7 protein-coding genes are annotated in these 13,699 nt (G+C 43.1%); 1 reads left to right on the plus strand and 6 read right to left on the minus strand.

Annotated features, from left to right (window positions below; genetic code table 11):
• Window positions 1-3,108 carry an efflux RND transporter permease subunit gene (locus tag ACP26M_RS09630; RefSeq protein WP_426588323.1) on the minus strand — a complete coding sequence of 1,036 codons (3,108 nt, stop codon included), beginning with the start codon at window positions 3,106-3,108 and terminating at the stop codon, window positions 1-3.
• 9 nt (window positions 3,109-3,117) lie between these two features.
• Complete coding sequence (locus tag ACP26M_RS09635) at window positions 3,118-4,179, minus strand: efflux RND transporter periplasmic adaptor subunit (RefSeq protein WP_426588325.1); 1,062 nt, start codon at window positions 4,177-4,179, stop codon at window positions 3,118-3,120.
• 260 nt (window positions 4,180-4,439) lie between these two features.
• Here ACP26M_RS09635 and ACP26M_RS09640 point away from each other — a divergent pair, with 260 nt between their 5' ends.
• Entirely contained in the window at window positions 4,440-5,030 is a 591-nt protein-coding gene (locus ACP26M_RS09640; RefSeq protein WP_129570612.1) for a TetR/AcrR family transcriptional regulator, read from the plus strand.
• A gap of 1,087 nt (window positions 5,031-6,117) precedes the next feature.
• Here ACP26M_RS09640 and ACP26M_RS09645 read toward each other — a convergent pair.
• The 4 genes from ACP26M_RS09645 to ACP26M_RS09660 all read right to left on the minus strand — a co-directional run bounded on the left by ACP26M_RS09645 (window position 6,118) and on the right by ACP26M_RS09660 (window position 13,492).
• The gene (locus tag ACP26M_RS09645) at window positions 6,118-6,669 is read right to left on the minus strand and encodes a hypothetical protein (protein ID WP_426588327.1); all 552 of its coding nucleotides are present in this window, start codon (window positions 6,667-6,669) and stop codon (window positions 6,118-6,120) included.
• 127 nt (window positions 6,670-6,796) lie between these two features.
• Window positions 6,797-8,341, minus strand: coding sequence for an FG-GAP repeat domain-containing protein (locus ACP26M_RS09650; RefSeq protein ID WP_426588329.1), 1,545 nt, complete (start codon window positions 8,339-8,341; stop codon window positions 6,797-6,799).
• A gap of 94 nt (window positions 8,342-8,435) precedes the next feature.
• Window positions 8,436-10,217, minus strand: a complete 1,782-nt coding sequence (locus tag ACP26M_RS09655) for a RagB/SusD family nutrient uptake outer membrane protein (protein ID WP_426588331.1) — start codon at window positions 10,215-10,217, stop codon at window positions 8,436-8,438.
• A 14-nt stretch (window positions 10,218-10,231) separates the two neighbouring features.
• Window positions 10,232-13,492: a SusC/RagA family TonB-linked outer membrane protein gene (locus tag ACP26M_RS09660; RefSeq protein ID WP_426588333.1), complete on the minus strand. Its 3,261-nt coding sequence runs from the start codon at window positions 13,490-13,492 to the stop codon at window positions 10,232-10,234.
• Window positions 13,493-13,699 lie beyond the last annotated feature (207 nt).

Here is a 13,699-nt window from a genome sequence, read left to right on the forward strand (position 1 = left end):
TTATGCAGTTACAGATTCCGGTGTTTTGCTTTCCGGATGCTTTTGATCCTCCTTGCGGAAGAACAGCCAGTATAGCGTTGGCAGCACGAATAGGGTCAGCAACATGGATAACAGTAACCCGAAACAGATCACAGTACCCAACGGCCCCCAAAGCGAAGACCTGCTGATTACCATCGGTATTACACCCACGGCCGCTGCCGAAGAGGTTAAAAAGATCGGCCGCATCCTGCGTTCGGCAGAAAGCTTTGCAGCTTCAAAAACAGATTTACCCTCATGTAATCGTAGTTCTTCTGCAAAATCTATCAGGATAATGCCGTTACGGACCACGATTCCGCAAAGGGCAAGTAAACCGAGGAACGACGTAAAGCCAAAGGGATAGCCCATGATAAAAAGGCCAAAAGATGCCCCCAATAAGCTTAATGGCATAGTAGTAATGCTCAACAGGGCATGTTTAAGGTGCTTAAAGTGCCATAATAAGATAAGGAATATCAATATGATACTTACCCCAAGCGCGGTCCCCATTGGGCCCTGGTTCTCTCCCTGCAATTCCAGTTCGCCCCCATAACGCAGTTCAACACCGGCGGGAAGTTTTATTTTTTCGATGGCCGGTTGCAGTTCCTGCAATACGGCATTGGCAACAGCGTCCTGGGTTACATCCATACGTACCGTCAGCGTACGTACACTGTTTCTGCGGGCAATCTGGCCGTCATTCCACTCCGGGTTTACGTCTGCAACCTGTCTTAAAGGGATCAGGGATTTAGTTTGTGGCGCTACGATATTCAAGTCACGCAGGGCTGAAAGGTCAGTCCGGGACAGTTTAGGCGATTTGATCTTTACATCTACCGCGTAATTATTTTCCCAAACCTGTGTAGCTGTAATCCCTTCTGAATGCATGGCTATTGCATTAGCAATATCGCCCTTGCTTAATCCAAGCCGTGCAGCTTCTGCTGTTTTTACATCTATTTTTAGGGTTGGCTGTATCTCGTTATAATCTGTCCGGGCCCAGGTAACCTGTTTATGCGTTTTGCCGATGGCTAAAACCTGATTGGCTACCTGTTTTAAGGCTGGAATATCATTTCCGCTGATCCTTACCTCGATAGCTGCCAGCGCATTGATCATGTTTAATTGTTTCATCCGGACATAAGCAGCCGGAAACAGGTTACTGTATTTATGCTGATAGTCAACAATCACCTCTGCGGTTGCGTCTTCAGATACTGTTTTGACCAGGATCTGCGCATAATTTTTTGACGGAAGATTTGGCGCATATACCGAGTGGAAACGTGGCGAACTGCTGCCGATAAAGCTGGTATAATTAAGAATGCGCTTATCCTGTTTTAATATCTTTTCCATTCCCTTCACCACGCTGTCCGTTTGCGAAAGCCTGTAGCCCGATGGCAGGTAGATCTCCATTGCAAATTGGTTTCGTTCCACTTTAGGAAACAACTGTTGCGGCAATACTCCCATAATCCCTATGCCAATCACCACCGACAGTACCGCAAAAAATACGGTTAGCTTATAGTGTTTCATGGAATTACCGATATGGTTATTAAAGAAATCCTGTAATCGGTCCAGGAAAGATCTTTTTTCATCTGCCTTATTATGCAGCAAGCCTTTTTTGATGAACAGCGTATTGAAAAACGGTACCACCATCATAGAGATGATCAGTGACAGTGTCAAAGCAATCATGATCGTTACAGGGAACAGGCGGATAAAATCTTTCGCCGTACCGGTCATAAAAAATGCCAGTGGCACAAAGGTTGCTGATATGGCCAGCGTAGCCGTAAACACTGATGGAAACAATTCCTTGGCGCTGCTAATGGCGGCATCCCAAACCGACATGCCGTGGTCCAGCTTTTCTACGTGGTTATCAATTACCACAATAGGGTCGTCAACCACAATCCCCAGCACCACAATCAACGCTGCAAGCGTAACAGTGTCCAGTTCTATACCTGTCATATACATAATACCCAGCGTTGCGGCTATGGTAATTGGTATAGTGGCGGCTGCAACTGCGGCAACTCTGAAAGGAAGCAAGAGTAAGGCAACGCACACTACGCCGATAAGCGCAAAAGCAAACTCTTTCATAAAGTGACTGATTGAATCATCTACCACCTCAGGCTGATCGGCCAGTTTTACCAGTTGGATATCAGGCGGCAGGTGCTGCTTTACTTTTTCGATATGTTCTTCCAGCTCCTTACCAAACTGTACAATGTTTTTGCCGGTGATCATTTCCAGTGATATCACGATGGATTTAGTGCCGTTGGAGGTTACATAGCTGTCCGGCTCATCATACTCACGTTTCAGGGTTGCTACATCACGAAGGCGCACCGAATTGCCGCCAGGATCTTGCCTGATGATCTGTTCAGCAAGCTCGGCCTCGGTTTTATAGTAGGTGCTTAAATGAATGGGCTCATCTACCACCTTTCCTTCTACTTTACCGGTAGCGTTAATAGCGCCGTCATTTTGTAGCACCTGCATCACATTATTGACCGATACCCCTTTTTGCAGCAGTTTATTATTATCTACATAAATGGTGATCTGCTCGTTCAGGTTGCCGGTATGGGATATCTTGGCAACGTCCTGTACCTGCCTCAGTTCTGCCTCGATGTCTTCTACATTACGAAGCAGTTCCTTATAGGGCCGTGTCTTGGACTCTACGGACAAAAGCATGGCAGAGGTATTACCGAAATCACTATCGATATAGAAGCCTTTAACTTCTTTAGGAAGCTGGCTTTGCAGAATCAGCATCCCGTTTTTGATTTTGTTCCAGAACGCTTTGGTTTGGATGGCATTTTGGTTATCTGCTACCTCCACAAAGATGTACATTACGCCATCCCGGGAAAAGGAGTAGGTTTTTTTCTTGTTAACCTCGTTATTACTAAAAAGGTATTCTTCTACTTTTTTTGTCAATTGCTCTTCTACCTGTTTGGATGAAGCGCCGGGGTATTGCCCCACGATGAGGCCCTGCCTGATAGTGAAATCCGGAAATTCGTTTCGGGGCATATTGAACAGCCCGGATAGGCCGAGCAGCACCAATATGGCCGATAGCGCAAGCGGGAACACATGGTACTCCATCGCCCATGCTATTAAATTCGAGTTCTTCTTCATGATAGGTGATTATTTACTAACGATAACAGGGGTTTGATCGGCAAGCTTCTGATAGCCGGAGGTAATCACTTGTTCGTTACCTGACAGGCCTGACTTGATGGCGATACCGTTGCTGTAAAGCTGTCCGGTGGTCACATCTTTACGTACCGCTTTATTTTGAGCATTCATAATGAATAAGAAGTTGTTTCCTTTATCGTCAACCTGTACAGCCTGTACAGGTACGATGATCTCTTTAGTATCTACTAAGGTATTGCCTTTTTTTTCTGCTGCGCCAAATGACACTTTACATAGCATGCCTGGCCTTAATTGGGCGCTGGTATTGGGTAAGGCTATTTTTAGATTGTAATTGGCACTGCCGTTCAAAGCAAGCACGCCGACTTCGGTCACTTTACCCTGTAAAGTCTGATCGCCGAGCGCATCGATTTTTATGAATGCCGGGGTCCCGGCTTTATAGTGGTTGATCTCACTTTCAGGCACGGCGACCAGCACCTTTACCGAATGGGTATCCAATAATTGTAACACTGGCTGGCCTGGATTGGCCACCGCACCGGCTTCTGCCATTTTAGCGCCAACATATCCGCTTACCGGGGCGTAAAGATGTGTATGTGCTATGTTCTGGTAGGTTGCATTAGCAGCTGAAGTCGCTTGCTCGTAATTCGACTTAGCCTCCAGCATTTTGATCTCGGCAACGCTTCCCTTTTTAAAAACCTCGCTGATACGGGTATAGTTTTCATTGGCCAGTTTAGCCTGCGCCAGTTGTGCGTTGTATTGGCTGCGGTAGGTGGTTTCATCCACAGACCCGACCAGTTGACCTTTTTTAACGTAATCACCAGTTTTGAACGGGAATGACAAAATGGTACCCGAAACCTGGAAACTCAGGTCGATCGTTTTTTCTGCTTCCAGGGTTCCGTCATAAACAATGCGATCATTGATTGCCTGGGCCTCTGCCGACAAATTAAATACTTTTACCGTGAGGGTATCAGGTCCCGGCTTCAATTTGCTGTTGTTGGAGCAGCCGGTAATCCATAGGGCAGTTAATACCGCTCCGGCCAGTGTGATCGTTGTTTTCATTGAGTTAATTGAACGTTTATTGTTTTTTTGTCGATTTTTTTTTCATAGGAAACATCAGATTTCGTTCTTTTTCTACCTCATTGGGGTGAACAATAATCAATCTTGCCGAAACCAATTTTTTTTTAATTTCGACAAATATACATTTTTTGTATTTGATTTTTTTTCAATTTAATTGTCATAAATTCCTTAAGTCGGGTCCTTTGCGCCCATATCATAAAAGACGACGCCCGTATTAAACAAATAATGTATTTTTGTCGACTATGAAAAGAGTAGAAAATGATCAGGTGCGGGAAGAAATAGTTTTAGCTTCTGAAGCGGTTTTTGAGCGTTACGGTTATCTCCGGGTTTCCATGCAGGATATTTCTAATGAATGTAAGAAAGGCCGAAGCACCATATACCATTACTTTAAAAATAAGGAGGAGGTGCTGGACGCGGTGTGCGAGAAGATTTTTTTGAATTGCCTGGCGGAGAGCGAAGCTACTATCAGTAAAAGGCGCTCCTTTTCGGCTAATATCGAATCTTTTAATATCACCAAATTAAAGAACCTCCGTCAGATGGTCTCAAAGTATAAGTTAGCCATTGACGACTTGCGTTTAGACCCTTCAGGCTTTATATTCAAATTGAGGAGATTTGCTGAAAAAGAGGTTGCCGTTGTCAGTCAAATCATCGTATGGGGCGTCGAAAACAAGGATATTGGCGAACTGACAAAGGAAGACATTGATTTTTTGTCAGAAACATTGAATGCTGCCTTCAAAAGTTTTGAGCAGGAAGTACTCGTTTTTGGCAAATTTCCGCAAAGCGACAGCCAGGTGGCCTGGTTGGCGCAGATGCTGCATAAGGGTTTGTTATAGCCCTTGAAACGGATTGTTGACGTTGCTCTTCTGACCTTTAACTACGATGACATGATCGTTATACAGGATATTGTTGTTATCTTTATTTATAACTTACACGGAGGAAGGCTCAAAGCTTACCCGGCTATTCTCTAAATGGACGTTAACGTACGCTGCCGAGCCTCGCGCTGTCTGGTATAAAAGCGATCGCCCTGTTTTCATACTGAAGTAAAAATAATTTCATAATTGGTTGTCATTATTTGGAGGTTTTTTTAATTTTTATGATTTATCCAGCCGGTAACCATTATCCTGGCAGCATACACACCGGACCATTGTGATTTTAGCCGAATCAAAAAAAAACCTCCGCCCTCCCAGAAAAAAAGTTATTAGCATAATTGGTCAACATCATCCTAAACTGCCCCGGATCATTTGCAACTAATGCAGGGCGCTAATAGAGACTATCGTTAAAGCAAACATATTATTACCGCTATCAAAATTCATTAGGCAGATTCGAGCATTTACATGCAAATTCAAGAAAACTCATTATCACATAATAATCAATCACTTACAAAAATCCACTTACTAACTCATAGTTGTGCGATCTTCGAGCCATTAGTACATTTACCGAATTCATTAAAAATTATTTTCAATTCAAATTAAGAAAATAAACCCTATAGAAATTCACGACCGATCTTTATACAAAGAGAGTCAATAAGATCTATCGTAAAAAAAGCGCTCCGTATCTCACCCCGGAGCGCAATTCAATGTTCCTACAAACACTGTTCAACTAAACTCAGATCTCTACAATCTAAGATTCATACTGTTCAATAACGTATGCTATAAATGCAAGGGTACAGAAAACAGGGGCAATAATCGCCTATATATCATAATATTTACAATTCAACAGAAAAATAAATTTGAAATTCAAACAAAAATCAACACCGACTTATTTTTTCACAACAGATACTGCTATTTCTTATATGAAAAATGACAATATCAATCAACGAAATGATATTTAATACAACATCATAAACATAGTTGCGATATAAACTCATCCGGAAACGAGTAATTGCAGGCAACTCGAAAAAAGAAAATCAGGGGGAGGTATTTAGCAGTTAGCCTTGGGCGGCTGTTTGGGAGTTTTTATACAACGGGTGGTTTCAAACTCAAAACTGTACGCATCAGCTGATGTAAGCTTTGTTTCAAAAACCCTGAAATCAATGGATTGAAATGACTGGGCAATCAATACATCCGCAAAGGAGATGCCCACATAAGGTACATGTTCTTTTTGAGGTACGGGTATACCTTTTACCGGCGCTGTATGCAATACATTATCTGCATTAAAGTGCGTTTCTGTATAGGTGGGGATACATTTTAAGTATAATTTCTTACTTGTAACCCGCATCTGTATGTAATTATATGCCTGCTCCCCAAACTGGATCTGCCCCCTAATATTCTCATAATTTTTCCAATCATGAATACCCGGAAGGTTTACAGGGATAGCTATTTCCTTAAGGTCATGAACATCATATAAGCCTTTTGACGCTTGCTTATTATAAAAATCTTCCATCCTCCATGACAAATATTGTTGCAAAATCAGCGATCCGCCCGAACCATAGGTATGCACGATCAACAACAATATGGCAACAAATTTCTTCAAAGGTTGTATAATTTTATATCTGTAAATATAGAAAACCCGCAACATTTATGCAACAATTCACGAAACTATTTTATTCAATTATTGCACTTATTTAAACAAAACACACACTTTTGCCTATTATTAAAACTTATAACCGCCGCTTTCCAATATTCGAAAGCAAAATAAATGGCGCAACCGGGTTCCACCCCGGCTTAACCCCCTGCTGATTAATAAAACCTGTAGAATAATTACCGAGCAGGATATCTGGTTTGCCATCTTTATTAAAATCCCCTACGTCCATACAGATCCATCGCCCTTCATGCTCAATCGGTAAATTATGCGGCATAAAATGCAGCGGACTGTCTTGCTCAAAATACGTAAAGCCTTCTGCAGGATTATTTTTCAAATCTGAAAAAAAGGCGATCACCGCAATATCCTGCAAGCCATCTCCATTGAAATCAGTAGCTACTGCTTTTGTAGCACCGTTAACCGGGAAGAAATAAGCCTTTTTGTATTTAAAATCACCCTGATTCAGGAAAATGTAAACACCATGAAACGGTTTCAACACACGGGAATAATCGCTGTTATCACCGCTTGTATACAGGATATCCAGCTTTCCGTCTCTATTGAAATCAACCAGCTGAAAACTGCTCGACCCGTAAAATGGAGGGACCCGCAACAAATTGCGTGTTGTAAAACCACCTTTGTGATCATTCAGAAACAACCAGATCCCTTCGTCGGCCTGGGCAAATAAGCAGGCTACATCCGGCCATCCGTCATGATCAAAATCGCCTGTTACTGCCTGCTCAGCTCCTGGCATTGAGCTAACAACATGCTTTTTAAATTTTTTATCGGGCAGCTGCGTGTATAAATACAAGCCTCCTGTGTTATGGCCAAACCCGCATACTACAAAATCATTCAATCCATCTTTGTCAAAATCGGCGGTTAATGATTGAACAGGTCGAGGCAAACCGTTCGCTATTTCTTCATCCTGCCAGGTCCCATTGTCATTGAGTGTAATGTCAGTCAAAAAGCCATTAAACACGTCAACTGCATCCATCGATCCGATAAAAGTAAACAAACCATGTTCTTTGCCCGTTGCATCTTTTGCAAAACTGGCATCAACAGCAGGCGAGCTATACCGGTGCGCCGAAAGCTGAACCAGTTTATCAGACCATTGATAGATGCTTTTGTCGTTATGGTCGCTGGTGTAAACCTTGCGCCCAATAGTATCAAAGGCAATCATTGTGGTTGTGGCATCGAGGGGTTTGTAACCGCTGGGCTTTTCCAAACTAAAAACACCCCAATCTTTAACCGGCTTAACAGGTTGCTGTGCCGGTTTAAGTGCCTTCGGCGCCGATTTGCTATAATAATCTACTATTTTCAGCCACTCATCATATGACAAAGCCGATTTTGCTGATGGATTATTCACATACTGATCTTCATCATAAACCTGTATCCCAAGCCGGGGCGCCATTGCAGGCAATACATGTTTAACCCATGTTTCTTTATCAAGAAATTGAGCTTCCGGGTACTCATGACAACTTTTGCAATATTTTAACGATAGCGACTTACCATCATTTTTTGCCAGGTCGCGCTCGGTTGCCGGTTCACCGCAGTTAAACTGCATAAAGCATACTACAACACCAATCAAAAATACACAAAACGATAACCGGCGTTTTCTCGGATCCATTTAAGCTTGCTTATACCTTACCACAATATTAAAATACAAGAAAGAGGCAGCAACAAGCACCACCTCTTTCTCGCTAAAAACAGAATGATTGAAATTAATATTTAGGATTTTGCTTCAAAATAGAAGTCCCACCTATTTTTTCAAGATCTATCTGAGCTTGCGGTATCGGATAAACCTCGTTTTTTCCAGTTGTAAAATGAGCACCTGTAACATCGGTAATCACTTTACCATCAAAAGCAAAGTATACTCCCAAAGCTGCTTGTGCTATCCCCCAGCGCGAAAGGTCAAAGAAACGATGTCCTTCCATGGCCAGTTCCAGCTTACGCTCAAAGTAAATCGCTTTTAAAGCAGCATCTTTGCTTGCAAAAAAGCCGGCTGGGTATTGACTTACCACATAATTAGCTGCGGGAGTCGTTGTATAACCTCCCATCGGGCTTGCCGCGTCTTTGTAAGTATATACAAAACTGGCCGGGTTAGCAGCCCGTGCGCGCACCTGGTTTACATAGCCAAGACCAAGATCACCTGTACCTAATTGTGCTTTTGCTTCGGCAGCCATCAGGAGCACATCTGCAAAGCGGATCACATTAACCTGGTTTGCATTGCCCGGGGCCCATGAGTGACTATCGGCATATGTGCCTTTGGTAGCCTGGTAATAAACATTCTTTTTAGGTGAATACGGACCTGCCGAGCTTTGTTCACGGATCCAGTTCATACCGGGATGGTTACCCCAATCAAGATAAGGGATTCCACGACGGCCAACAGTCCAGTCCAAACGCGGATCAAGGTTACCGGCATCAAGTGTAAATGGTTTATCCGATGCAATGTTCATATCATTTGCAACCGGATGTGAATTATAATCGTCAAGATATGGTAAACCGGCGGCGTCAGTTCTAAACGAGTTAGCAAGATCTAAAGTAGGCTGAAAAAACCCGCAGCAACCGAACGGGCTGTTGTACGGGTAGTTAAGCATATCACCATTGTTGGCCTCACCGATAGTGTTAGTGCCATCATTTGCTGCCTGTTGGATAGCAAACACGGTTTCCTTGTTGTTTTTGGTGGCAGCGTTGAAGTTATCAAAATAATTATCAGTTAAACCGTATGCTACGCCCTGCGAATTAGTACCTCCGTTGATCACCTCGGTAAATATCTTATCGGCATTGGTATAATCCTTTTGATACAGATACGTTTTCGCCAGGTATGCGCCTGCCGCCCATTTATTTACACGTCCCTTTTGTGCTTGCGTGCCGGGTAAATTAGCATAAGCATATTTAAAATCATCAACTATTTTAGGCCAGATATCTTTGTCGTTAGGTTGTACATAGTTGGTTGTCGTTTCATCAATATAGGGCACATTGGCAAACATCTTTTTCAAATCAAAATAGTAATGTGCGCGTAAAAAACGAGCCTGGGCTATAATATTGGTTTTATCGGCATCAGCAATCCCGCTTGCTCCCGCAACTGCCTTTAACACGTTGTTGGCGCGGCTTATACCCTCGTAATCAGCCTTCCATTTACTGTTTAAAAATCCATTACTGGCATCAACAGTGAAAGTAGCAATGGAGTTAATAGCCGGCTGATCGATACCAGAACTGCCTTTATGCGCATCGCCTCCGGCAACGCTGCCGTAAATCCAGTTATCCGGCGATACCTCCCAGGCACTACCACCACCTAAACCGGCATTATTTCCGTTACCTCCCTGCCCGTCAAGTGCAGAATAAGCTCCTATCAACAACCCGTCAACGCCGGCTTTTGTAGTAATTTGCGCTGAACTAAGCGCACCTATAGCCGGCTGATCGAGATATGCCTTTTTACATGAACCCTGTAAAATACCAGCAGCAATTAATGCTAATACTGATACACGTTGTATATTTTTCATAATGATTTCTCTATTTAAAATTTAGCCTGAACACCTAATAAATATGTACGATTTGGAGAATAGTTACCACGGTCAACACCAAAGTTTGTGCTGCTGTTGGTATTACTATTGGTACCTCCGCCAACAATCTCCGGATCAACTCCCGAGTATTTAGTTATGGTAATAAGGTTTGCACCTGATAAATACACACGCAGGTTGCTCAAACCAATTGATTTGATGATTTTAGGAGCAAACTTGTAGCCTATTTGCATATTTTTCAGTCTCAGGTATGAGCCGTTCTCAACATAAAAAGAGTTAGGAACCGTATTGGTGCTGAATGAACCGTCAATTTCCTGGATAGGAGCTTTGGCATTGGTGTTTGACGGTGTCCAAGAATCATATAAAGCATTTTTGCTTTTTGCGCCGGCAAAGTTGGCATAAAAATCTGTCCACCACCTCACGTCATTCCAGATCTTGTTGCCGTATGATCCGTACCAGAACATATTAAGGTCAAAGTTTTTATAGCTAAAATCAAGGTTTAAGCCACCTGTGAATTTAGGGTTAGGATTACCGAGCAAAGTACGATCGTCGGCAGTAATTTTTCCGTCACCGTTTATATCTGCGTATTTGAAACGACCAACTGCGGCATCGTTCTGATAAGTTCCGCCAGCAGCCGTATTTGCGGCGTCAATTTCAGCTTTCGAACCCCAGAAACCGTCAGTTTTATAACCAAAGAAACCGCCAACCGGGCCACCTACGCTGTTTCTAATAATTGAGCTGCCATTAAATCGGCCAGAGTTTTGCTCAAAGTAGGTTTGTCCGAGAGTTACTTGCTTAATAACGTTGTGATAAGTTGTAAACGTTAAGGCGGCATTCATTTTCAGATCGTGGGTTATATTGGTGTGGGTACCAATTGTAATATCCAAACCGGTATTATTCATTGCACCTACGTTGCTGTACGGTGCAGTTGCCGAACCGGCAGTACCAGGAAGTGCAGGATTAAATAACAGATCAGTGATGATCTTTTTATAATAATCAGCAGAGATGTCCAACTTTTGACCAAAGAATGAACCATCAAAACCAACGTTGAAGTTTTTATCTTTTTCCCACTTGGCGTCAGGGTTACCTATACGGTTTTGAGCGAAACCGGCAACCGTACTTGTAGAGGTACCGTTAATATCGTAGTAGGAGTTTGTTTTGTTACTGCCAAATGTAGTAAAGGCATTTGCAGGGTCAACGTTAATCTGGTTACCCATAATACCATAACCACCCCTGATCTTCAAATCGTTAATCCACGATACACCTTTCAGAAAATCCTCCTGCGATATACGCCAGCCCGCACTAACGGCCGGGAACCATCCGTATTGGAAAGACTTGAACCTTGAAGAACCGTCACGACGGATGGTAGCGTTCAACAGATATTTGTCGGCAAAGGTGTAATCCAAACGGGCAAGCAGTGAAAATATCTTATCCCGTGTTAGTGTGCTGTATGCAGTTGGTGTACCGGTACCTGTAGATATCGTGGTATAATCCTTATCAAAGGTAAAGTAACCGGTATTGGTTGCTCCTAAGGTTTCGTACCTGTTTTTATAAGCTTCGGTACCTGCCAATACTTTAATATCATGTTTCCCAATGGTTTGATGATAGGTTAAAGTATTTGTCCAGGTATAGTTATATCCGTTAAATGAGTTTTCCGAATACGAGTTTGTGGAGTTGTTTTCAGAGTTCTCATATTCCGGGAAAGTAAAGCTATGATTATAGTCTGAATAATACTCACCACCAAACTGCGTACGTAAAGTGAAGTACCTCAGGAAATCCACCTCGGCAAATGCATTACCAAACAACCTGTTAAATGCACCGTAGTTATTTTTAGTACGATCCATAATGGCTACCGGGTTACGTGCATTACCTAAGTTGGCAGTATTTGAACCCGCGTAGTTGCCTTTGATGTCATAAACCGGAATAATAGGCTGCTCGCGGAATGACATGCCGATAGCCGAACCCTCATCATTTTCGTTGATCAGCGGGTTTTCGGTTAATGAATATGACAAGTTCTCACCTATCCTGATATGTTTGGTTACGTTGTAGCTTGTATTAGCCCTTACGGTGTAACGCTTATCGTAGGTATTTTTCAGGGTACCCCTTTGGTTAAAGTAATTCAATGAAAACAAATAAGTAGCGGCATCAGTGCTTCCGCTCATAGCCAGGTTATGACTTTGAATCGGCGCCGATTTAAATATCTGGTGGTACCAATCAGTACCGGCTTTGTTTGCTCTTGTAAGACGATAAAAACCCGACGCATCGCCTGACGTATAAAACGGGTTCACATTGTATTTAGCAGGATCAACAGCAGGATCACCATCATGTACTCCAGCTGGGCCTACGCCACCTGCACTGATATAATCAGGCAAAACATCGCCGTTAGCGCCGTAAAGGTTGCTGCTCAGGTCAACAGGAATATTTTTAAGTGCTGCGGTATTTTTTATAGCGAGGGCTCTTAATTGCATCATCTCGGTTGGATTCAGCAAATGGAACACATTACCGCCTTTCGGCACCTGTGTACCATAGTAGGCATCGTAGGAAACGTTGGTTTTTCCGTTACCTTTTTTGGTGGTGATTACGATTACACCGTTTGACGCCCTTGCACCGTAAATAGATGCCGAGCTTGCATCCTTAAGTACCTGCATGCTTGCCACGTCATTGGGGTTGATATCGCTTACGTTAGTTGTTGGTACACCATCAACCACGTACAGCGGCTGGTTATTACCAAACGTGTTAGCACCACGGATTTTTACAGAAGGATTTTCACCCGGTTGCCCTGAAGCGATAACGGTCACACCGGCCGCCTGACCCTGCAGCTGGCTTTCAACCGATGAAACCGGCTGACGGGTCAGTGCAGCAACGTCGACAACGGCTACAGCACCCACCAGGTCTTTTTTACGTTGTGAACCGTAACCTGTAACCACTACTTCATTAAGTGCATTGCTGCCCGCTGTAAGCGTAATCCTTAAACTAGGATCGGCTCCTACGGTAACTTCAGTTGTTTGATATCCAATATAAGATATCACTAATACATTGCCTGGTTTTAAGCTGAGTGTAAACTCGCCATTAACATCGGTCACCGCACCTGTCGTTGATCCTTTGAGCCGGATAGAAGCACCAACAACCGGCTGCTTGTCATCGCTGCCGATAACCTTTCCTTTGTACTTTGTTTGGGCCATAACTACCACCGAGGATATCAGGCAGCACAACAGTACAGCCAGAAACCTCCCTCTGAGAAGTAAATTTTTAAGCATGATTTTAATTTAATTTAGTTAATATATTTGATTAAGAACATAGCCCAAAAAGCTGAAATACAGCAACTTGGTTTCGGCAGTGGTAGAGGCAGCGCCTGGGATTTTTTTAGTTTTTGGCTTAAAGCAATGGTAGAGACATTGCTGCGAAATAAATACTTACTCCGGCAAATACAACGTTACAGGCTATCGTGTAGGACAAAGCCATAT

The sequence above is a fragment of the Mucilaginibacter sp. R-33 genome, assembly GCF_049949235.1.
Classification (GTDB): Bacteria; Bacteroidota; Bacteroidia; order Sphingobacteriales; family Sphingobacteriaceae; genus Mucilaginibacter.

Excerpts from the sequence above, each read along its gene's own strand:
- ACP26M_RS09640 (WP_129570612.1), top strand. The coding sequence starts at position 4,440 with ATGAAAAGAGTAGAAAATGATCAGGTGCGGGAAGAAATAGTTTTAGCT.
- ACP26M_RS09650 (WP_426588329.1), bottom strand. The coding sequence starts at position 8,341 with ATGGATCCGAGAAAACGCCGGTTATCGTTTTGTGTATTTTTGATTGGT.
- ACP26M_RS09635 (WP_426588325.1), bottom strand. The coding sequence starts at position 4,179 with ATGAAAACAACGATCACACTGGCCGGAGCGGTATTAACTGCCCTATGG.
- ACP26M_RS09660 (WP_426588333.1), bottom strand. The coding sequence starts at position 13,492 with ATGCTTAAAAATTTACTTCTCAGAGGGAGGTTTCTGGCTGTACTGTTG.
- ACP26M_RS09655 (WP_426588331.1), bottom strand. The coding sequence starts at position 10,217 with ATGAAAAATATACAACGTGTATCAGTATTAGCATTAATTGCTGCTGGT.
- ACP26M_RS09630 (WP_426588323.1), bottom strand. The coding sequence starts at position 3,108 with ATGAAGAAGAACTCGAATTTAATAGCATGGGCGATGGAGTACCATGTG.